Annotated in this window: 19 protein-coding genes; 12 read left to right on the top strand and 7 right to left on the bottom strand. The window is 63.8% G+C overall.

Translation table 11 applies throughout. The features are described from left to right. Window positions 1–81: 81 nt before the first annotated feature. Both F4827_RS16530 and F4827_RS16525 read right to left on the bottom strand, forming a co-directional pair. The gene (locus F4827_RS16530; protein ID WP_183725040.1) at window positions 82–1,584 is read right to left on the bottom strand and encodes a glycosyltransferase; all 1,503 of its coding nucleotides are present in this window, start codon (window positions 1,582–1,584) and stop codon (window positions 82–84) included. A 51-nt stretch (window positions 1,585–1,635) separates the two neighbouring features. Then, window positions 1,636–2,250 carry a cytochrome b gene (locus F4827_RS16525; protein WP_311673622.1) on the bottom strand — a complete coding sequence of 205 codons (615 nt, stop codon included), beginning with the start codon at window positions 2,248–2,250 and terminating at the stop codon, window positions 1,636–1,638. 82 nt (window positions 2,251–2,332) lie between these two features. Here F4827_RS16525 and F4827_RS35340 point away from each other — a divergent pair, with 82 nt between their 5' ends. Both F4827_RS35340 and phaP read left to right on the top strand, forming a co-directional pair. Further along, window positions 2,333–2,461, top strand: coding sequence for a hypothetical protein (locus F4827_RS35340; RefSeq protein ID WP_260175249.1), 129 nt, complete (start codon window positions 2,333–2,335; stop codon window positions 2,459–2,461). Window positions 2,462–2,855: 394 nt separating this feature from the next. After that, window positions 2,856–3,416 carry a TIGR01841 family phasin gene (phaP, locus tag F4827_RS16520; protein ID WP_183725038.1) on the top strand — a complete coding sequence of 187 codons (561 nt, stop codon included), beginning with the start codon at window positions 2,856–2,858 and terminating at the stop codon, window positions 3,414–3,416. A 169-nt stretch (window positions 3,417–3,585) separates the two neighbouring features. On the opposite strand, the gene F4827_RS16515 is transcribed toward phaP, so the two are convergent. The 4 genes from F4827_RS16515 to F4827_RS16500 all read right to left on the bottom strand — a co-directional run bounded on the left by F4827_RS16515 (window position 3,586) and on the right by F4827_RS16500 (window position 7,341). Next, window positions 3,586–4,638 (bottom strand): alpha/beta hydrolase, encoded by a 1,053-nt coding sequence (locus tag F4827_RS16515; protein WP_260175248.1) that lies wholly within the window; start codon window positions 4,636–4,638, stop codon window positions 3,586–3,588. 170 nt (window positions 4,639–4,808) lie between these two features. Continuing rightward, the gene (locus tag F4827_RS16510) at window positions 4,809–5,498 is read right to left on the bottom strand and encodes a FadR/GntR family transcriptional regulator (RefSeq protein ID WP_183725037.1); all 690 of its coding nucleotides are present in this window, start codon (window positions 5,496–5,498) and stop codon (window positions 4,809–4,811) included. A gap of 122 nt (window positions 5,499–5,620) precedes the next feature. Then, window positions 5,621–6,541, bottom strand: coding sequence for an aldose epimerase (locus tag F4827_RS16505; RefSeq protein WP_183725036.1), 921 nt, complete (start codon window positions 6,539–6,541; stop codon window positions 5,621–5,623). A 65-nt stretch (window positions 6,542–6,606) separates the two neighbouring features. Next, window positions 6,607–7,341 carry a ribonuclease activity regulator RraA gene (locus F4827_RS16500; protein WP_183725035.1) on the bottom strand — a complete coding sequence of 245 codons (735 nt, stop codon included), beginning with the start codon at window positions 7,339–7,341 and terminating at the stop codon, window positions 6,607–6,609. Between the two features lie 556 nt (window positions 7,342–7,897). On the opposite strand from F4827_RS16500, the gene F4827_RS16495 reads away from it, so the two are divergent. Beyond that, window positions 7,898–9,205 (top strand): MFS transporter, encoded by a 1,308-nt coding sequence (locus F4827_RS16495; RefSeq protein WP_409258802.1) that lies wholly within the window; start codon window positions 7,898–7,900, stop codon window positions 9,203–9,205. A gap of 69 nt (window positions 9,206–9,274) precedes the next feature. Further along, window positions 9,275–10,093 carry an NAD(P)-dependent oxidoreductase gene (locus tag F4827_RS16490; RefSeq protein ID WP_183725034.1) on the top strand — a complete coding sequence of 273 codons (819 nt, stop codon included), beginning with the start codon at window positions 9,275–9,277 and terminating at the stop codon, window positions 10,091–10,093. Window positions 10,094–10,158: 65 nt separating this feature from the next. On the opposite strand, the gene F4827_RS16485 is transcribed toward F4827_RS16490, so the two are convergent. After that, a complete protein-coding gene (locus F4827_RS16485; RefSeq protein ID WP_183725033.1) occupies window positions 10,159–10,962 on the bottom strand; it encodes a sulfite exporter TauE/SafE family protein in 804 nt (267 codons plus the stop codon). A gap of 211 nt (window positions 10,963–11,173) precedes the next feature. Between F4827_RS16485 and F4827_RS35335 the strand changes: the two genes are divergently transcribed. The 8 genes from F4827_RS35335 to F4827_RS16450 all read left to right on the top strand — a co-directional run bounded on the left by F4827_RS35335 (window position 11,174) and on the right by F4827_RS16450 (window position 19,939). Then, window positions 11,174–11,302, top strand: a complete 129-nt coding sequence (locus F4827_RS35335; RefSeq protein WP_260175247.1) for a hypothetical protein — start codon at window positions 11,174–11,176, stop codon at window positions 11,300–11,302. 369 nt (window positions 11,303–11,671) lie between these two features. Further along, complete coding sequence (locus F4827_RS16480; RefSeq protein ID WP_183725032.1) at window positions 11,672–13,159, top strand: HAMP domain-containing sensor histidine kinase; 1,488 nt, start codon at window positions 11,672–11,674, stop codon at window positions 13,157–13,159. Further along, the gene (locus F4827_RS16475) at window positions 13,144–14,514 is read left to right on the top strand and encodes a sigma-54 dependent transcriptional regulator (protein WP_183725031.1); all 1,371 of its coding nucleotides are present in this window, start codon (window positions 13,144–13,146) and stop codon (window positions 14,512–14,514) included. Before F4827_RS16480 ends, F4827_RS16475 begins: the two co-directional genes overlap by 16 nt. 147 nt (window positions 14,515–14,661) lie before the next feature. After that, window positions 14,662–15,468, top strand: a complete 807-nt coding sequence (locus F4827_RS16470; RefSeq protein WP_183725030.1) for a hypothetical protein — start codon at window positions 14,662–14,664, stop codon at window positions 15,466–15,468. A gap of 60 nt (window positions 15,469–15,528) precedes the next feature. Further along, a complete protein-coding gene (locus F4827_RS16465) occupies window positions 15,529–16,080 on the top strand; it encodes a hypothetical protein (RefSeq protein ID WP_183725029.1) in 552 nt (183 codons plus the stop codon). A 15-nt stretch (window positions 16,081–16,095) separates the two neighbouring features. Continuing rightward, on the top strand, window positions 16,096–17,334 hold the full coding sequence (locus tag F4827_RS16460; protein WP_183725028.1) for an MFS transporter: 1,239 nt from the start codon (window positions 16,096–16,098) through the stop codon (window positions 17,332–17,334). After that, a complete protein-coding gene (locus F4827_RS16455; protein ID WP_183725027.1) occupies window positions 17,331–18,584 on the top strand; it encodes an arsenic transporter in 1,254 nt (417 codons plus the stop codon). The genes F4827_RS16460 and F4827_RS16455 overlap by 4 nt, the downstream gene beginning before the upstream one ends. Window positions 18,585–18,772: 188 nt before the next feature. Beyond that, the gene (locus F4827_RS16450) at window positions 18,773–19,939 is read left to right on the top strand and encodes a diguanylate cyclase (protein WP_183725026.1); all 1,167 of its coding nucleotides are present in this window, start codon (window positions 18,773–18,775) and stop codon (window positions 19,937–19,939) included. Window positions 19,940–20,063: the final 124 nt, after the last annotated feature.

Here is a 20,063-nt window from a genome sequence, read left to right as displayed (position 1 = left end):
ACGCGCCCGAATGGTGCATGTTTTCGGGCGCATTCGCGCGGCCGGACGGCATTACGATTCGACGCCTCATCATGGTGCAGTCTAGCCGCAAGTGCCGCGCTTGCCCAGTCCGCGAGATTGCGCCGCCGTTTCGCGCCGTTGTTGCACGCCCAGTCCGGTGCGCTGCTGAACGCCCCATTTGCGCCGCCCGAGCAGAAAATGCAGCCAGCCCATTGCCGCGCCGGTATGGCGCATCAACTGGAACGAGAAGGGTTCGAAGATCGCCGCCAGCAGCGCCATGCCGAAGCTCGAACTCTTGCGGTCGCCACTCCAGCGTCGATACAGATGCACGGAAAACAGATGGAACGCGAGATCGATAACGATCTTGCCGACGATCACCGCCAGCACCGGTAAGACAATCGTAAAGCGCCCGTCGAACAGGAAACCCAGCAGCAGCACGAACGCCGTGAGACCGTAGATCGGCTGCACGGTATCGAAGGCCTTCACCGGCAGCATCATGAGCCCGAGTTTGCCGTAGCGGCGATTGCCGGTCATGTCGCGATACCAGTACTGCGTTTGCAAGAAGCCCGCGAACCAGCGGCGGCGCTGACGCAGAAAACTCGCGAGCGTGCCGGGCGCGTCCGTTGTGGCCCGTGCCGAACCAATCACGCGCACGTCCCAAGCCAGCCCTTCACGCGCCGAATAACGGCGCAACCGGTGAATCAGTTCGTAATCCTCTACAAGGCAATGAGGATCGAAGCCGCCCACCGTCACCACGGCCTCGCGACGGAACGCGGCGAATGCGCCCGAAACGAGCAGCAGGCTATCCGCGCGCATCCACGCGAAGCGCGAGATGAAATTGCGGATGTATTCGTAGGTCTGGAACCACTGGAAAAAGCGCCCGCTCGGCGAGGTGCCGCAAACCGGCGTCAGGAGCCCCGCCGCCGCCACAAGCGTAGGCTGACGCGCGAAGGCATCGGCCATGGCGGCGCAGGCGTCGGGTTCGAGCAGCGTGTCGGCATCGACGGTCATGACTGCGTCGGTGTCCATTGCGCAGAGCGCTGCGTTCAGGGCGCGCGCCTTGCCGCCGTGCGCGAGCTTCAACCAGCGCAGATTCGGATATTGCGCCGATGGCTCGCTCATGCGGCCTTCGCCCGGATCGCTCAGGCCGTAGTGCTTCACTAACAAAGCGGCGGTGCTATCGGTCGAGCCATCGTCGGCGATGACGATCTGGCGCGGCGCACGCGTTTGCGCGAACAAGGCGTCGAGCGTGATCGGCAGAACGCCCGCTTCGTTGTGGGCCGCGACGATCACGCCGAGCGTTGGCAACGCGGACGATGCAGGCGCGGCCAGGTACGCGCTTTCGTACGGCTGCAACAGCACGCGCGCCTGCCATGCCACGAAGATCAGCAGCACGGTGTCGTAAATCACGTAGGCGATGCCGGTCGACCACGCGACCACCCCTTGCAGGAAGAACGCGCGTGCGAACAGCACGCACCAGAGCAGCATCACGCCCAGATGAATCACGATGCTGATGAGCGGCGTGGGCGGCGGCGCGATGCGCGGCGAGGTGCGCGCAAGCGCCTGGTCGAGCGAGTCGTTCAAGACAATCCCTTTTACTGACTATTAGTCACTTTTGGCTTCACACTGGGTCGTTCAGGGCATCATCCGGCGCAGCACCGAATGACGGTCGATCCACTGATGCTTGAGCGCGCCCGCGACATGCAGCGCGAGCACGCCATAGAGCGCATAGCTGCACGCCGTGTGCAGCGCGCCGAACTGCTCGTGAAGCTGGTCCTTGGTGGCCGCATCGAGATTCATGATGAAGCCGATGCGCGGCCACTGGAACAGTCCGAACAGATACATGGGATGCGAGGCCGCGGCCACCCAGGCTGAATCGTGCAGCCAGCCCGTGAGCGGCATCGCGAAGATCAGCACATAGAGCGCGATATGGGCCGCGTGTGCAGCGGCGCGCTCCCACATGGGGAACTCGGCCGGCAGCGGCGGCGGACGGTGCGTCAGACGCCACAGCACACGCAGGATCGCCAGCCCGAGCACGGTGATGCCGATGGACTTGTGGGTGTCGATCACGAAGCGGATGTTTTCGTCGGAGAGCGTACCGTCGGGCAGCAGCGCAGCCGTCAGGCCGAGCGCGACATTGCCCAGCATCAGCAAGGCAATCGACCAGTGCAGCAGCACGGCCACGCGCGTGTATTTCTGCGCGGGCGCGGCGGCGGAAAAGCTCGATTCGGCGGAAAAAGAAGTTTTCACGAGGGCGGGCCGTAACGTTTCAGTAGGAGATAACGCGCGGCGCGGGGCGTTTATTCCCGCACGCGCAAAACAAGGATCGTGCATGGCCGAAGCGTCGCACCCATTTTGGCGCACGGCGCATTATGCGCCCTCGCACCTGACACTGCAGAAGCTGCAAAATGGCGGGATTGTCAGCCTGGATGCGCATGAATCCGCAGGAATGCGCATGTAAAAAGGCCGGAACGGCGCTAGCGCACCGCCCCAGCCTGCGAATCACTTCGGATCGGTCGGCGAGATGGCGGAAAGGAGCGCCACGCCAGTAACGTTTCCGTTCGGAATATCCACTGGAGAACGGAAATTTCATGCGTTTCAAATCGGAAATTTTCGCGCTGACCCGTCGCTGACCGATCGCCGATCGATGGTTGCCGATGTCAGCAAATTTTTAATTCGAATCAAGCATTTACTGAAATGCTGCGATGCACAACATAACGCTTGACACGCGTTACTTTTGAGATATTATGGAGCTAGATTGCTGCATCGCACCAATACGCGAACCGGTGATCGATAGAACGCTTTCTTCTTTTCACGGAACCGACGCGTAGCGGTCCACCATCAGGAACGACGACATGACTCTGCCTACTCCCGAACAATTCGCCGCCACCCAGAAAGCTGGCCTCGAAACCCTCTTCGGCTTGACGACGAAGGCATTCGAGAGCGCAGTCAAGCTCGCCGAACTGAACATCGAAACGGCCCGCGCCGCGATCGCTGAAGGCCAGGAACACGCCCAGCGCACGCTGTCGGTGAAGGACCCGCAAGGCTTCTTCGCCCTGCAAGCCGGCTTCGCACAGCCCGCCGCCGAAAAGGCGCTGGCCTACGGCCGCAACGTCTATGCAATCGTCTCGGCTACGCACTCGGAACTCAGCGAAGCCGCCCAGAGCCAGTTCGAACAACAGCAACGCGCCGTTCAGTCGTTCGTCGACAGCGCCGCCAAGAACGCACCGGCCGGTTCGGAAAGCGCGATCGCCGCGTTCAAGTCGGCCATCACGGCAGCGCAAGGCGCGTTTGACTCGGTGAACAAGGCTGCGCGCCAAGCCACCGAAATCGCCGAAAGCAACATCGACGCCGTCACCAAGGCCGCATCGAAGGCGGCTGCTCAAGCCACGCGCGCTGCAAAGCAAACGGCCTGAGCCAGACGCAAGGTTTCCGGCTGGACGCCCACGCGGCGTCGCAGCCGTGTAAAAAGCGGGTTTCGTGTAAACGAAGCCCGCTTTTTCTTTTCAGTGCAAATATTGCCGATCGACGTCGTTAAGACCTGAACGTTTCCTTTCGGCCACGCGGCGCATGTCGGCCAGCCCATCAGTCGTCGCAACTTCCCACGTCGAACATCATATTGAGTGCGCAGTGCGAGGTAAGCATGCGCGCCTCGTTGTGTCCGACGCCCGGCACGACATGAAACCTCTGATTCAGAGCCCCCGGATTGCGGCGCTGGAGGTAGTCGAAGAAGCTTTCGGCGCGCGCGAGGCGTTGCGGTCCTTGCGCCATGGCGGCGCAGCTTTTGTCGAGCGAGGCCGAGTTGGGATCGTGGTCTTCGCCGCCCACCAGATAGAGGATATGGCGCTGCGCGTAGCGTGCTTCCAGTTGCTCGGGCGAACGTTCGCGCAGAAACGCAGGGCGCGCCTGCAGGCCGTATTTCCAGTTATCGAAACCGGGACAACTCGCAGCGTCGAAGGCGACCGGACGCTGCGCATCAAAGTACGCATACGACGAGGGGCTGGCTACCACGAACCGCACGTCGATACCTGCCCGCGCCAGTTCATCCGGCGCATCCGAGGCAAGCGCATAGCGCTGCAACACCTGCGCTCCCCCCGAATGTCCCGCGAACACAATCGTCTTCAGATTGGGGAAGCGCTGTTTGTCGGCGAGACGGTGCGCGATCACGTCGAGTACGGCATAAGCGCCGATGGGCGCGCCGGTCTTTGCTTGCGCGCCGCCCATCCATGCGTTCGCATGCCAGCTCAGGAGATCCGGCGGCGAGTGAAAGACGCGCGCATCGTCAGTCGAAAGGAACTGCGGCGCAATCAGCAGCGTGCTGGCAGGATCGCCGCCCGCCGCCTCGCGCGCGCGCTGCGCCGTGCGGAAGTAATCGTCGGCGTTGCGCAGGCGGCCATGCAGCACGATCACGGCGCGCACGATCTGGGGCTGCGGCGTATTCCAGTCGGCGCTCAGGTCGAGCGCAAAGTCGGCGTGACCTTGCGGCGTATCGACCGGCATGCGCGCGCTGGCGATCGCGTCCACGGGACGCCCGTTAGAAGCATGCGCACGGCTCGCTTGAGCGCTATCAACGAATAAGGCGTAGAGCGCACTGGCCAGCAGCGCCGCGGCAGTGGCGCGAAAGACGGTCGATCGCATCGTGTTTCCCATTGGAAAGACACCGGATAAAGCCACAGGATAAAGCGTTCGGAAACGAAACCCGCTGACCGCAAAACGCGAAATGAAGCAAGAACGAACGCAAAAAAGGCGGCATCGCGCCGCCTTTCAATCGACAATCAAGTGCCGATTAAGCGCCAATCAAGCGCAGATCAAGAGCCAAACATCCGGTTGACCGCATGTTCGAGGTGCTCGCGCATGGCTTCCGAGGCTCGCACGGCGTCGCGTGCCTGGATCGCTTCGAGCACTTCCAGATGCTCCTGCTGCACGATGCGCTGACGCTCGATCGACTTGACGAGGGAGAGGTTGCGCGACAGATTCATGCTGAACACCATCTGCTCCTGGATGCCCGAGAGCGCGGTGATGAAGAACGAATTCTTCGAGGCGCGCGCCACGGCCATATGGAACGCAAAATCGTCCTTCGCGCCAATGCCCGAGGTTTCGATGATGGTCTGCAGATTGTCCCATTCGCGACGGATGGCCGTAATGTCGGCATCGTCGGCTTTTTGCGCAGCGAGCGCCGCCGCGCCCGCCTCCACCACCACGCGATATTCGTAGCAACGACGGATGTCCGACAACGATTCGAGCGGCGCGAAGCGGCGCACGTCCGGATCGGGACGGCGCATGACCGTGGTGCCCGAACCGTGCCGCGTGGCGATGATGCCGTCGGCGCGCAGTTGCGCGAGCGCTTCGCGCACGGTGGGCCGGGAGGTGGCGAAGCGCTCGGCGAGCATGTGCTCGGTCGGCAGGCGTTCGCCTTCCTTGTATTCGCCTTCGATGATGCGGTTCAGGATGTCGCTGTAAATCCGCGCCGGCATATTGGGCGCTTTCTGCTCAGCCATGGTCTGGTACTACGCGGTGAGTTGTCAGGTGTGTCGGGGATTGTAAGTCATATGAGACGCCCACAGAACGAATCTCCCCTTCCGGCAAGGCTTCTGCGCGTCACAACGTTGTTTTCCACCCATCAGGATCGCAGCGCGCTCACGGCGATACGCAGCGTCGCGGTTTCGCTCTGACCCGGCGCGAGCCAGCGCAGCCCCAGACCGTGGTGGATCGCATCGGGCAACCCGAGCCACGGTTCGACGCAATAAAAGTCCGATTCCGGCGCAAGCGTCCACGTGGTGACGGCATACCACGGCAGCGAACCAGGGCGCTTCAAGTCGATTTCGATGGCTCGGTTGAGCGTCGGCATTTCGATGCGCACGGGCGAGGCAGGTTCGCCGTCGAGGCAATGGAAGCGATCGACGATCCGAGGATCGTCGAATCGGTAACGCGTCGCGCCCGGCTGCGGCTCGGTCGTCGCGCCATCAGCCAGTTGATGCCGATACACCGTGCGCGGCAGTGCGAGCGTCGCCTCGCCGCGCTGCGTGTGCGGCAGCGCGAAATAGAAGTGATGGCCCGCGTAGTACGGCATGCTGCCCGCGTCCGCGTTGGCCGCGTTCGTCGTGGTGAGCGTGACTTCGAGCGTCGCCTCGCCCACCAGCCGATACTGCGCCTCGAAGCGGAAACGAAACGGATACCTCGCATGCGTCGCGTCACTGTCGGTGAGCGTCATCTGCACGCCTGCGCCTTGTGCATCGACGCACGCATCGAACGGCAGATCGCGCGCGAAGCCATGCAGCGGCATCTCGCGCACGACGCCCTGAGCATCGCGCCAGAAGCCAACGCGCCCCTCCACGCGATGCCGCGCGATAAAAGGAAACAGCAGCGGATTGCCGCCACGCACCAGCGCCGGCTCGCTCCAGTCAGCGGTATCGGGCCAGTGGATGATGGGCGCGCCGTGCAGATGCCACGACAGCAGCCGCCCGCCCGCTTGCGGCGCGAGCAGCAGACGCGAGCCGCCGCGCACGATTTCGATGACGTCCTGGTCCTGAAACTTCGGCATGTCGTATCGGAAATTGAGAAAACTTTTGCTGTTTTTTTGCTGTTGCCGCTGCGTTTCGCCGTGATTCAGCCGCGCGCCTTCTTCCACTCGGCGTAGGCCGCGAGCGTCGCCTCGTTCGGCGGATAAGTGCCGGGCAGCGCCGCGCCCGCTTCAATGCGCCCGGTGATAAAGCATTCGAGCGTTTCCTGTTCCGTGGCTGCCTGCGCGACTTCCTCCGCGAGATGGCGCGGAATCACGACCACGCCATCGGCGTCGCCCACGAGGATGTCGCCGGGAAACACCGCCACGCCGCCGCAGCCGATCGGCACGTTCAGATCGACGGTGTGGTGCCGGCAAAGATTGAGCGGCGCGGACGCGCCCGCGCAATAAACCGGCATGCCGAGCACGGCGATGGTCGCGCTATCGCGCACCGCGCCGTCCGAGACCATGCCCGCCACGCCGCGCATCTTCAGCCGCGTGGCGAGGATCGATCCCATCGAAGCCGCGTCGGTCACGCCACGGCAGTCCTGCACGAGCACCGCGCCGGCAGGCACGCTCTCGACACCCTTGCGCTGCGGATGCTCGGGATTCTGGAACGCGCTGAGTTGGTCGAGATCCTCGCGCGCCGGGATGTTGCGCATCGTGAAGGCCGGCCCGACGAGATTGGGCGTGCCCACCGCCGGCGACGCCAGCGGCTTCACGCCCTGAATGAAGACGTTGCGCAGACCGTGCTTGAACAGCTGTGTAGTGAGCGTCGCGGTGGAGACGTGTCGCAGTTGTTCGAGCGCTTGTTCGCTCACGTGGATGGCGGGTGAATTCATCGTGTCTCGTCCGTTTCCGGTGTTATGGCCATTCGCGCGTGGGTCGCGCAGGCGGGTTGCCCGACCGCTCCTAGGGGCGTGGCCGAGCACAACGACAGCATTGTTGTAATACAACATGAAAATTGTCAACCAGCCCGATGTGACTCGTTTTGCGAGCGGTTATCGGACAACCGGCGCAAGTCGCGATGGATTGGCTCGGGAGCGCAGCTCCGGCGCCTGTCCAGCTGAACCAGCCACGATCCGCGCCTTTCCTGACAACCCACAAGCGCGACTCAAGCGCCAGGGAAGTCCCAGGGAAATCCCCATCCAAACAATATTTGCTTTACAACTTTGCCACAAATAGAATGATGTCTTACATGACGGGCCTTATCCGGGCCGGTCACAGTCAGGTCGAAGGAACCGGAAACGGTTGGACAACGGCAGCGGGACCGCAGGGTTGCATGACAAGCGCCGCGGCTACGCTCCCAGCAAAGCGCACGCATACAACATCCATCAGGACGTACCGGCGGGCCACGCGCCTCACGGAACCGACGTCCGCCAAAGCAGGAGACGAGCAGTGCAACGCAAGACTATCAAAGGGGTTCGGTGGTGGATCATCGGTCTCATCATGATCGGCACGATCTTCAACTATCTCGCGCGCAGTTCGCTTTCCGTGGCGGCGCCCACGCTCACGCAGACGATGCACATGACCACGCAGCAGTACTCGTACGTGGTCACCGCCTTCCAGGCCTGTTACGCGCTTGCGCAGCCCATCGCCGGCTTCGTGCTGGATTCGGTGGGCGTCAAGATCGGCTTCGCGATCTTCGCGTTCGGCTGGGCCATCGCCAATATGCTGCACGGCCTGGCGGGCAGTTGGGGCGCGCTGGCGTTCTTCCGCGGCCTGCTGGGCATGAGCGAAGCGGCGATTTTCCCGGCCGGCATGAAGTCCATCAGCATGTGGTTCCCGGCGAAAGAACGCTCGGTCGCCACCGGCTGGCTCAACACCGGCACGTCGATTGGCGCGATGATCGCTCCGCCGCTGGTGGTCTGGTGCATTCTCAAATACAACTGGCAATTCGCCTTCGTGCTTACGGGCGGCGTGGCGCTGATCTGGGTTGCACTGTGGCTGGTGTTCTTCAAGACGCCCGCCGAGCACCCGAAGCTCTCGCAGGAAGAAGCCGATTACATCAGCGCCGGGCAGACCGCAGCGCAGAAGGCGAGCGCCGGCAAGCGCGCCTCGTTCAAGGAAGTGCTCAAGACGCGGCGCTTCTGGGGCATCGGCATTCCGCGCATGCTCGCGGAACCGGCATGGCAGACCTTTGGCGCATGGATTCCGCTCTATATGGTGACCGTGCGGCACATGAACCTGAAGGAAATCGCCATGTTCGCGTGGCTGCCCTTCCTCGCCGCCGACCTCGGCTGCCTGATCGGCGGCTACCTCGCACCGCTCTTTATCCGCTGGTTCGGCTGCTCGCTGATCACCTCGCGCAAGCTCGTCATTACGACCGGCGCGGTGCTGATGATCGGACCGGCCTGTGTGGGTCTCGTCGCCAGCCCTTACGCCGCTATTGCCCTCTTCTGCGTCGGCACCTTCGCACACCAGACGATCTCGGGCGCCCTGTTCACGCTCTCGTCGGACGTGTTCGGCCAACATGAAGTCGCCACGGCCACGGGTCTGTCGGGCATGTTCGGCTACCTCGGCGCGACGGTGTTTTCGCTCATCGTCGGCGCATTGGCCAGCACGATCGGCTATAACCCTCTGTTCGTGTGCCTGATGCTGTTCGACCTGATCGGCGCCTGCGTCGCCTGGCGTCTGATCTCGAACCAGCAACGCGACAACGTCGCCAGCGCCTCGTTGCAGGGCGCGCAGAACGTGAAAGCCTGATCGGCCCATCATCGGCCGGTGCCCGGGAGGGCGCCGGCTTTTGGCGTTTTCAAGAGAGGTAACACCACTGTGAAGAAAGTTGCATTGTCCGGCGCAGCCGGCCAGCTCGGCACCGTCCTGCGCAAGGGTCTGCACGAGCGCGGCGTGAACCTGCGCTCCGCGGCCGGCACCAGTCCGCTCGAACCGCTATTCGACGGCGAAGACGTCATGCACGGCGACCTGCGCGAGCCCGCCGTGGTCGACCGCCTGCTCGACGGCGTGGACGTGCTGATCCACATGGCGGGCACCAGTGTCGAGCGTCCCCTGCCCGAGATCATCGAGAACAATCTGCGCGGTCTCGTCGAAGTCTATGAAGGCGCGCGCCGTCACGGCACGCAGCGCATCCTGTTCGCCAGCTCCAATCACGCGATCGGCATGTATCCGGTCGAAGACAAGCTCGATCTCGACTGCGCGTTCCGGCCGGACGGTTTTTACGGGCTCTCGAAAGCGTGGGGCGAATCGCTCGCGCGCCTCTACTGGGACAAGCACGGCATCGAAACCGTGAATGTGCGCATCGGCAGCTGCTTGCCCAAGCCCACGGAATTGCGCCATCTGAGCACATGGTTCGGCCACGAAGACCTGTTCCACATGATCGATCGCGTGATCAACGTCGAATCGATTGGCTTCGCCGTTGTGTGGGGCGTGTCGAACAACACGCGCAGCTACTGGCTGCAGGAAGGATCGAACGACGACGCGAAGCGCCTGGGCTATAAGCCCAGGCAGAACGCGGAAGACTGGGCGCAAGAGATTCTGGCGAAGCAGAATCCGCTGGATGCCACGGCGCAGCGTTATCAGGGCGGCAGCTTTGCGAGCTTTGATTTCACGCCGGTGGACCAGCGTGGGCGTTAAACGCGCTTTGGCCTGAAACGCAAAAGCGCCCATCGGGGCGCTTTTGCATGGTGCGGAGCATGCCGTCACATCGCCAACAACACGCCTGACTTCAAGATCATCTGCACCGCTGCCGCCAGCACGCATACCAGCACCACGACGCGAAACGCCAGCGGATGCAATTTATCGCGCAAAGGGCGAATCAAGAACATGCCGATGATCGCAGGCACACTCGCCAGCGCCGAGATACCCAGATCCGCGCCATTCGCATGCGCGCCGCTGCCGAAGGTGGTGATGAGCGTGAGCACCGACACCACGAGGATGATGGCGATCTGCCTGGTGAACACGCGCCCCGTTGCACCCGAGGCAATCAGATACATCGCCAGCAACGGCCCCGGCACCGAGGCGATGCTCTCCATCAACGCCGCGCCAAAACCCAGCACGAATCCCACCGGCTTCACCAGCGCGGGCGAGAGCGTGAGCTTCGGCGACGCGAGCAGCAACGCAGCCGCGACGATCAGCGCAAGCCCCGAGGCCGCCTGCGCGCGATGCGGCTCCAGCCGGATCAACAAGGACACGCCCACCACATTGCCAAGCACCGTGCCGATCAAGGGCGCGGCGACCTGCTTGACCGTCTTCCAGAACTCGCCGCCTTCGAGCGCCTGCGGAATATTGCCGAGGATGATGGGCATCGATAGCAGCAGCACGGCCTGCTTGACGGGCAGGAAGTGCGTGAGGATCGGCATGGCGACGAGCGGCACGCCGATGCCGGTCACCCCCTTCACCATGCCGCCGAGCACCAGCGCGATGGCGATGCCGCCGAGCCGGAGCGCGTCGAGCGACTGCATGTGCGGAAGCAGGACGCCCCCGGAAAGCTGAAAATCGAACATCGTTGGCGACAGGTGCTTGAGCGGGCGGAAGACACGTAACAGGCGCGCCAATGGGCGCGGCGCTTTTTTGCGATACCGGGAAGCGATGATAGCGCACGACAAAGTTCGTGTAAGACACCAACCCGCCAGGTGCTGATAGACTTTCGCCCACGCTGGCTCAGAGAACGCGGCAAAGCGCACAGCCGGCTGTCGATAACAACGCGGGGTTGATATGTCTATTCGCACACTGGCGGCTCTTCTGGCCGCCGCTACTACGCTCGGCCTGACGGGCTGCAACACGATTGCCGGTTTCGGTCAGGACATCACGGATTCGGCCCGCACGGTGCAGCACGCGCTTTAAAGCGCGCCGTGATTCACAAGTCGAAGCCCATTTGCGCGCGGCCTGACGCCGTCGGGCGTTGAATTCCCGCCCCTCGCAGAGTCGGGCGGCGTCAGGCGGCGTCGCCTCGCCGCTCAAACCGTTACCACGATCTTCCCAAACTTCCCGGTCGTTGCCAGGTAGCGGTGCACCTGAGCCATTTCGTCGGATACACACGTCCGGATTACGATCGCCCTCCTTTCGCCAGACCCATTTTCGCTGAGGATGCCAGGCCACTGCGCCCCGGATTCCGGCGCGGTGTCCGGAAGCGGTTCTCGCAGATTTCGTCATCCGGTTGCCGTGGCGAGAAATTTGCTTCATGTCGGATCCCAATACGGATAATGGATCGTCATGCCCAGACCTTCGTTCTCCACGCAGCTTTTCGCGCTGTGGATCCTGGTTGCCGTGCTATGCGGCCTGCTGGCTGCATCAGTCTGGCTGGTTTTGTCATCGGCGCTTGGCGAGCGCGTCGAGGCTGCCAGGCAGCAGGCCGCAGCGGCGTGCGCAGCGGTTGCGGCGCGCTATGACGCATCGATGCAGCGGCCCGGTGAAGCCAACGTCGATCTCATGCATGCCGTCCTCGATCTCGTGCTGATCCGGACCGAGGGCATCGAAGGCGGCTTCTGGACCAGTGAGCCGGCATCGAACATCCCGAATGGCTTTCTTGCCTACGCGTTTCCAACCTACGAGGGTAGCGGCGTCAAGCGCGACATCCCCGAAGCCGAAACGCCACTGATTCTGCGCACGCTGAATATCGCGGCGAAGGCCAGTCAAACCAGGACCGGCGAGGTTGCAAGCGGCGCCGACGCCGTGGTGGCGGTCGCCTGCCCCGTGCCGCACCATGCGGGCCTGCTCGCGTGGACGCTGACGCGCGCGCGGCCGCCGCTTGGTCCGTATGGCGAGCGGGCCGCGACAATTCTGTCGGGTGTCCTCGTCTTCATCGTTGTGCTGGCGGTGGTGCTCGCGATCGCCCTCAGGCGCTGGAAACGAAATCTGACGCGCCTCGAACGTGCGCTCGCGGAAGATGGCGAGTTCGAGCAGGGCAAACGACTCGACCGGCTCGGCGAACGCGATCTGGACCAGATCGTCGAGGCGCTCAACCGCTACGTCGAGCGCGCCGAACGACTAAAACGCGAGACACGCGAGATGGGACTCCAGCTCGCACGCGCCGAGCGCTTCAGCGCCCTGGGGAAAATGGCCGCGCAGATTGCCCATGAGATCCGCAATCCCGCTGGCGCCATGCGCCTGAAAGCCGAGAATGCGCTTGCGGGTGACGAGGCGCGCCGCGAGGCTGCATTGAAGACCATCATCGAGCAGGTGGGACGTATCGAAACCCAGGTGACGAGTCTGCTCGCCCTGACGCAGCCGGTTATGCTTGCGCCTCGCGAAGTCGATTTGAACGACTGGCTGGGCAAATTAACCGTCGCCCACGAGCCCCATGCGCAAAGCCGGCAGATCGATCTGTGCGTCGAGGTCGATGCCTCTGGACTGGAGCAGCCAGTCTTCGACCCGACCCAGATGGCGCGCGCGCTCGACAATCTCATCGTGAATGCGCTGCGGCACGCGCCCGCGGGCGGCAACGTCAAGGTCGCCGGACGGCACACGAAAACGGACGGTGGCGAGCGTCTGCGCTTCGAGGTCAGGGACAACGGCCCGGGCGTGAAGGCGAGTGAAAGAAAGCGTATCTTCGAGCCGTTTATCACGGGCCGCCCGAATGGCTCGGGGCTTGGCCTTGCGGTTGTGCGCGAGATTGCCGAGGCGCACGGCGGCCGGGCGTTCCTTGCCGATGATCCGGAACCAACCTGCTTTGTCATTGACCTGCCATGGCGACCATACTGATCATCGACGACGACGACGGCTTTCGGGAAGGCCTCGCGGAAACCGTGCAGGATCTTGGCCATGACGCGCTGGAGGCGCGTTCCGGCGAGGAGGCGTTTGCCTTGCTGGGCGAGCGCGCCACGCCGGATTGCATTTTTCTCGACTTCCGCTTGCCAGGCGCGGACGGTCTTGCCGTGCTGCAGACGCTGCGCGAAACCGCGCCGTTGCGCACCGTGCCAGTCGTGATGCTGACCGCGCATGCGACGAGCGACAACACCATCGGCGCCATGCGTCTGGGCGCTTACGAACATCTGACTAAACCGGTCGGACGCGAACAGATCATCGCCCTGCTTGCCCGTATCCTGACGGCGCAGACCAGACCAGCCGCCACCAGTAGGTTCAGCGACGAAGTGAAGCCGCGCGAGCCGCGGCTGCTTGGCGTGAGCGAAGCCATGCGTGACGTGCAAAAACGGCTGGACCGTGCGGCGGGAACCAACGCCACCGTGCTCATCACGGGTGAAACGGGAACCGGCAAGGAAGTCGCGGCGCGGGTACTGCATCGCGCTTCGGCTCGCGCGAGCGGCCCGTTTGTCGCGGTGAACTGCGCGGCGGTACCTGCGGATCTGCTCGAAAGCGAACTATTCGGCCATGCCAGGGGCGCGTTTACGGGCGCCCAGGGCGAACGGCGCGGACGTATCGAAGAAGCGCACGGCGGCACCCTCTTTCTCGACGAGATCGGCGATATGCCGCTCGCCATGCAGGCGAAGCTTCTGCGCGTGCTGCAGGAGCGCCAGATTATGCCGCTAGGCACCAACCGGGTAGTCGACGTGGACGTGCGCTTCGTCGCCGCGACCCATCGTGATCTCGCATCGATGGTGAATGCGGGCAGCTTCCGTCAGGATCTGCTGTTTCGCCTGAACGTGATTCCGCTGCACTTGCCGCCCTTGCGCGAACGTGTAGCGGATATCCTCCCGCTCGCTGAACACTTCCTCGCGACGTTATCCGCCGATGCCGCTCGCAAGCACCTCGCGGCCGACGCGCAACGGCTGCTCGCCACGTTCAGCTGGCCGGGCAACGTCCGCGAGCTTGCCAACGCGATCGAACGAGCAGGCGCGCTTGCTCCGGGGCCGGTGCTCACGCGAGAAGATTTTGACTTCCTCGCGCCGACAACGAACCGCGAGGAGGAAACGATACCGGCCAGCCTGCTTGAGCTTCCACTCGCGCAGGCCGTGGCCCGGCTGGAACGCGCGCTGATCAGCCACGCGCTTGCCGCGGCGGGAGACAATCGCGCCGAAGCGGCGCGCAGGCTCGGGATCAGTCGCCAGACGCTCTACTCGCGGATGGCGGCGCTTGGCATGGGCGACGCGTCTGCCTGAGCGCATCGCTGTCACGAAACTGGACACGTCCTGTCCGGTTTGTGGACAGGACGCAGCCCTTCCAAAGCCGTCAACGCCCGCAATACCGACCTCGGGGCTATGGCATGGCCTTTGCAGAACACTCCGCGTCATGCAAAGGAGTGAATCATGCAATCGACCCTCAACCCGGCGCACGCAGTCGTGCTGCGCCTGACAGGCGCAACGTGTCTCGCGAGCCTGCTCCTCGCGAGCGCGGGATGCGCGGCACAGCCTCAACCTGAAGCAGCACCGGTTCCACCGCCACCGCCCAGCGCAGAAATTGCGCGTCCGCCGGGCGCAGCGCCGCTAGCGCCACCTGCGCCACCGCCCGGCACCGATCCCGGTCGGATGGCAAGCGCAGGCGTTGCCACCAGCAGCACCGCACAGGTTACTGTCGCGCGCTTTCTGATCAACCCGGACGGCGACATCGACGGCTTCCTGACCCGCGAGGGCCTGCTGATCCGCTTTCCACCGCACATGGGCGCCCAGCTTGCCGCCACGGTTCGCAAGGGCGACGCGGTACAGGTAAGCGGCTGGCGAAACGCAGGGGAGAGCCTCGACGCCCAGCGCATCACCGACACGAGAAGCGGCGCGCAACTGGTCGATCAACCGCCTGCACCCGATGCGACTGTGCGCCCGCTGCCGCGCGAACTGCGTGGCGCGGGCCTCTCGCCGATGAACGCACAGGGGCAGGTTGCGTACGTAACAACGGCTCCGCGCGGCGAGCCCGACGGCGTCATCCTCTCCGACGGCACCGTGATCAAGCTCACGCCGCCCGTCGCCCAGCAGTTCCCCGCACTGGTCCGAACCGGCGCGGAAGTCTCGGCCAAGGGCTATGGCACCCGTAACCAGTACGGCGCAGCGTTGCAGGCGACAGCATTCGGCTCGCCCGGCAACCTCTCCGCCCTCTACGACCGTCTTCCACCCACACCCTGACGACGCGCCCTGACGACGCGCCATCCGGCGAATCGCAACTGTTCACCAAGGAGAAACACGATGCATTGGATCGACCCCGACAGCCTTCCTGAAATCCGTGGGAAAGTCATCCGCTTTCTGTTGAACCCGCACGGCGAAATCGACGGGATTGTGCTCGATTCGCAGCAGGTTCACTTTCCTCCCCATCTCGCGAACAAGCTGGCCCGGCATGTGGCAACGGGCGAGGTCGCGCGGGTGCGCGGCGTAAAACCTCGCGGCGCAAACATGCTTGCCGCCGTGTCGCTCACGACCCGGAGCGGCGTGCAGATTCTCGACGAAGGCCCGCACCATGACGGCGAGAAGCCTGCGAAGCCGCATATTGAACGCAAACCCATGGAGGCATCCGGCGAGGTTGTGCTTTCCCTGTTCGGCCCGAAAGGCGAACTGCGCGGCGCCTTGCTCGACGACGGCACCTCGTTGCGCATGCCGCCCCACGCGGCGGCTGAGCTGGCCAGCTATCTCGCGCCCGGCGCGCATGTCCAGGCCTGGGGCAAGGGCGTGAGAAACAGACATGGGCGAACCATCGAGGTCGACGAGATAGCTGAACTCGTCGACGCGCCGTCGCCTGCCTGACGTCGTGAGCGCTCCATGAACCCCCAATACGCGCTGGAAGCGCTGAACTTCTTCATGGCCGATGTGCAGGCGGGCATCGGCCCGTTTCTCGGCGTGTTCTTGCAGGCGCAGGGCTGGCATCCGCAGGCGATCGGCACGGTCATGACGGTGGGCGGCATTGCCGGCATGCTCGCGACATCGCCCGCTGGCGCGCTGATCGACGCGACGCATCACAAGCGCGGCGTCATCGTCGTCGCCGGGGCGATGACGACGCTTGCAGCGCTCGCGCTCTGGATATCGCACAGCTACTGGATGGTGGCCGCCTCGCAGATCTTTACCGCCGTGACGGGAGCGGCGCTGGGGCCGGCGGTCGCGGGCATGACGCTGGGCATCGTCCGTGAAGCGGGCTTCGACCGGCAGTTCGGCCGCAACCAGGTGGCCAACCATGCGGGCAACGTCGTAGGGGCGGCGCTCTCAGGCTGGCTTGGCTGGAAGTACGGATTCGGTGCGGTCTTCGTGCTTACCGGCGTATTTGGCGTGATGACCATCATCTCGACGCTGCTCATCCGGCGCGATGCGATCGATCATGACAGCGCGCGCGGATCAGGGCCGTCGCCGTCGTCGCCGACGGCGCATGAACCTGCAAGCGGGTTCCGCGTGCTGCTGACCTGCCGCCCTTTGCTCCTGCTCGCCTTGTCGCTGGCAATGTTCCATCTGGGCAATGCAGCAATGCTTCCGCTCTATGGGCTCGCCGTCGTTTCCGCCCATCAGGGAGACCCCAATGCCTTCACCGCCGCGACGATCGTCATCGCGCAACTCGTCATGCTGCTTGCCGCATGCTTCGCGAACCGCCTCATCCAGCGCATAGGCTACTGGCGCGTCATCCTGATTACCTTTCTCGCGCTGCCCGTGCGCGGAGTCGTTGCGGCGCTGTTTATCGCCGCCTGGGGCGTGTGGCCGGTTCAGGCGCTCGACGGAATTGGCGCTGGCCTGCAAAGCGTCGCAGTACCGGCGCTAGTCGTGCGACTGCTGCAGGGCACCGGGCGCGTCAATGTCGGCCAGGGTGTCGTCATGACCCTGCAAGGCATGGGTGCGGCCCTGAGCCCCGCACTCGGCGGCATGCTGGCCCAGCATTTTGGCTATGCAACCGCCTTTCTTGCCTTGGGCGCCGTATCGACCGGTTCGCTCGCGCTCTGGCTGCTCTGTGGTTCAACGCTGAAAAAAGCCTGCGGCCGTCACGGTGACAACACCAACAATACGCCTCTGACAACATGAATCCTGTTCTGCTCTCCTGGAGCATTGCCTTCGCCGCGACTGCCGGCGTCATCCTGCGTCCATTCCGCTGGCCTGAAGCGATCTGGGCGGTCGCCGGCGCGCTGGCACTCGTGACGCTCGGACTGCTTCCTGCGAGCCTCGCGTGGCAAGCTGTCAACAAGGGCAGCGACGTCTACCTGTTCCTCATCGGCATGATGCTGCTCTCGGAACTCGGGCGCCGCGAAGGACTGTTTGACTGGATCGCGGTGCTCGCTGTCAACCATGCGAACGGTTCGCCGCGGCGGCTCATTTTGCTCGTGTACCTGGTGGGCGTCGTGGTGACGACCTTTCTGTCGAACGATGCGGCGGCCGTCGTCCTCACTCCGGCGGTGTTCGCCGCCGCGAAAAAAGCCCAGACAAAACCATTACCGCTGCTGTACGTGTGCGCATTCATCGCCAACGCGGCGAGTTTTGTGCTGCCGATCTCCAATCCCGCCAATCTGGTGCTCTATGCGAACCACACGCCGGCACTGGGCTTGTGGATCAGCCGGTTCGCGCTGCCTTCCGTGCTGTCGGTCGCCGCCACCTTCGTCGCGTTGCGCTGGACGCAGCGCAACGACCTCAAGGGGAGGTGCGCGCACGATCTGCCCATCGAGAAACTCAGCACGAATGGCAAGGTGACGCTGGCCGGCATCGGTGTGACGGCAGTTACCCTGCTCGTCGTGTCGGCACTCGACCTGCAACTGGGTTTGCCCACGGCGATTCTTGGCATAGCCACCGCCGCCGTTATCCTGATCCGGGAACGTCAATCTCCGGCCGGGCTTATCGGCGAAATCTCCTGGAGCGTGCTCCCGCTTGTCGCAGGCCTGTTCGTGATGGTCGAGATGCTCGATCACACAGGCGTCATTGGCAGGCTCTCGCATCTGCTCGCGCTGGCAACACGGCAAAACGAGCCGATAACTGCGGCCGTCGCAGGCGTGTCCGTCGCTTTAGGGAGCAACGCGATCAACAACCTGCCGGCCGGGCTCATCGCGAGCGCGAGCGCCATTCAGGCGCACAGTCCGGAGCGTGTGATCGACGCCCTGCTGATTGGCGTCGATCTCGGGCCCAATCTCTCCATCACGGGCTCGCTCGCGACCATCCTCTGGCTCGCCGCGATTCGCCGCGAAGGCGAGGAAGTCAACTTCATGCAGTTCCTGAGGATCGGCCTCATGGTCATGCTGCCCGCGCTGGTGCTGGCGCTCGGCGCGCGGCTCATCGGCGGTGCATGATGGGCGGCGTGCTCCCTGCCTCGACAGGGTGGTCGCCAGCGCGGGCTGAATGCGCTCTCGACGATGCCTGAGCGCACATAACCGTCCCAATGGCGCTGGAAAGCGATACCGGTCAGCGCTCGCTCCCCTGTAGTGGCTGTAAGCGAAAAGTGCTATACAGATGAGCTCTTTCCAGCCGGGGCTGCTGCATGCCACTCTTTGACCTGCGCACGGTCGTTCTCATGTCGTCGGTCATGCCCGGCCTGATGGCCATCGCCCTCTTTTCGCTTGCGCGGAGCTTTCCAGTCAATATCCGCGGCATCCGGCAATGGGCGTCCGGTTCCCTGATCGTGAGCGCGTCAGCCGTACTCCTGGCATTGCGCGGCGAGGTCCCGGACTGGCTTTCCATCCTCGTCGCCAACGCCGGCATCATGTCCGGCACCAGCCTCGGATTGATCGGCTCACAACTTTTCTTTGGCCGCCCGGTGACGTGGCGTTCTGTTGCCATCGTCCTGTTCATTGGCACGGCAGGTACCGCATGGTACTGGCTCATGGAGGACTCCGTAGCGGCGCGCGCCGCCTGCGTGACAGGCGTGCTGGCCCTTCTCTATGGAGCCCACGGCCGGGTGATGCTTCGCTACGGTCGGCCCGGTCATTCGGCGATGGCGCTTGGCGCCATGCTGTTGGCGGAGTGCGCCGTTGCGCTGATGCGCTTTGCGACGGTTGTCGCTGTTCCTGGCAGACTCTCCGGATTCTTCCAGGCTGGACCGCTCCATACGTTCTATCTGATGGCGGGCGCCTTCTTTTCGCTCGTCATCACGGTCGGATTTCTGCTCGTCGCAATGGACCGGCTGCGTACGCAGCTTGAGCAACATTCCTATCGTGATCCCCTGACCGGGCTGCAGAATCGAAGGGCCTTCGCTGCTGCATTCGAAAAAGAGCGGGAACAGACAAGCCGCACGGGCGGCGTGCTCTCGATGCTGCTCCTCGATCTCGATCACTTCAAGCATGTGAACGACCAGCACGGCCATGATGCCGGCGACAGGGTCCTGGTCGATTTCGCGCAGCGGACCGCGAGCGTTCTCTCGACGCGAGGTCACCTGTGTCGTTGGGGCGGAGAGGAGTTTGCCGTTCTGCTGCCCGACATGTTCGCCGACGATGCCTACCTTCTCGCCGAACGGATCCGGATGCGGATAGCGGATCAAGGTCCGGGCGCATCGGCCATCCACTACACCTGCAGCGCAGGTGTTGCCTGCATGGCCGCTGCACATGCGACGCTTGAAGAACTCGCGCGTGACGCGGACGCCGCACTCTATCGCGCCAAAGATGCGGGGCGTAATCGCGTGGAAATAAGCGACCAGGCGTATGTTGCCTGACAGCCAACTTTCGGGATCGCCAAACAAGGACCAAACAACGCACGTTGCGAAAAGATTGCCAAACAGAATTGCAGGGATGGCCATTCGCGCAACGACGCACAACCGGAAAGTACCCCGGTCATCC

The sequence above is a fragment of the Paraburkholderia bannensis genome (genome assembly GCF_014200455.1).
In the GTDB taxonomy this organism is placed as follows: Bacteria; Pseudomonadota; Gammaproteobacteria; order Burkholderiales; family Burkholderiaceae; genus Paraburkholderia; species Paraburkholderia bannensis_A.
This window is presented reverse-complemented; position numbering and strand designations above follow the sequence as displayed.

Coding starts and splice junctions, on each gene's coding strand:
- F4827_RS35340 (WP_260175249.1), top strand. CDS start 2,333: ATGGCCGAAGCGTCGCACCCATTTTGGCGCACGGCGCATTATGCGCCC.
- phaP (WP_183725038.1), top strand. CDS start 2,856: ATGACTCTGCCTACTCCCGAACAATTCGCCGCCACCCAGAAAGCTGGC.
- F4827_RS16515 (WP_260175248.1), bottom strand. CDS start 4,638: ATGCGATCGACCGTCTTTCGCGCCACTGCCGCGGCGCTGCTGGCCAGT.
- F4827_RS16510 (WP_183725037.1), bottom strand. CDS start 5,498: ATGGCTGAGCAGAAAGCGCCCAATATGCCGGCGCGGATTTACAGCGAC.
- F4827_RS16505 (WP_183725036.1), bottom strand. CDS start 6,541: ATGCCGAAGTTTCAGGACCAGGACGTCATCGAAATCGTGCGCGGCGGC.
- F4827_RS16500 (WP_183725035.1), bottom strand. CDS start 7,341: ATGAATTCACCCGCCATCCACGTGAGCGAACAAGCGCTCGAACAACTG.
- F4827_RS16485 (WP_183725033.1), bottom strand. CDS start 10,962: ATGTTCGATTTTCAGCTTTCCGGGGGCGTCCTGCTTCCGCACATGCAG.
- F4827_RS35335 (WP_260175247.1), top strand. CDS start 11,174: ATGTCTATTCGCACACTGGCGGCTCTTCTGGCCGCCGCTACTACGCTC.
- F4827_RS16480 (WP_183725032.1), top strand. CDS start 11,672: ATGCCCAGACCTTCGTTCTCCACGCAGCTTTTCGCGCTGTGGATCCTG.
- F4827_RS16475 (WP_183725031.1), top strand. CDS start 13,144: ATGGCGACCATACTGATCATCGACGACGACGACGGCTTTCGGGAAGGC.
- F4827_RS16470 (WP_183725030.1), top strand. CDS start 14,662: ATGCAATCGACCCTCAACCCGGCGCACGCAGTCGTGCTGCGCCTGACA.
- F4827_RS16465 (WP_183725029.1), top strand. CDS start 15,529: ATGCATTGGATCGACCCCGACAGCCTTCCTGAAATCCGTGGGAAAGTC.
- F4827_RS16460 (WP_183725028.1), top strand. CDS start 16,096: ATGAACCCCCAATACGCGCTGGAAGCGCTGAACTTCTTCATGGCCGAT.
- F4827_RS16455 (WP_183725027.1), top strand. CDS start 17,331: ATGAATCCTGTTCTGCTCTCCTGGAGCATTGCCTTCGCCGCGACTGCC.
- F4827_RS16450 (WP_183725026.1), top strand. CDS start 18,773: ATGCCACTCTTTGACCTGCGCACGGTCGTTCTCATGTCGTCGGTCATG.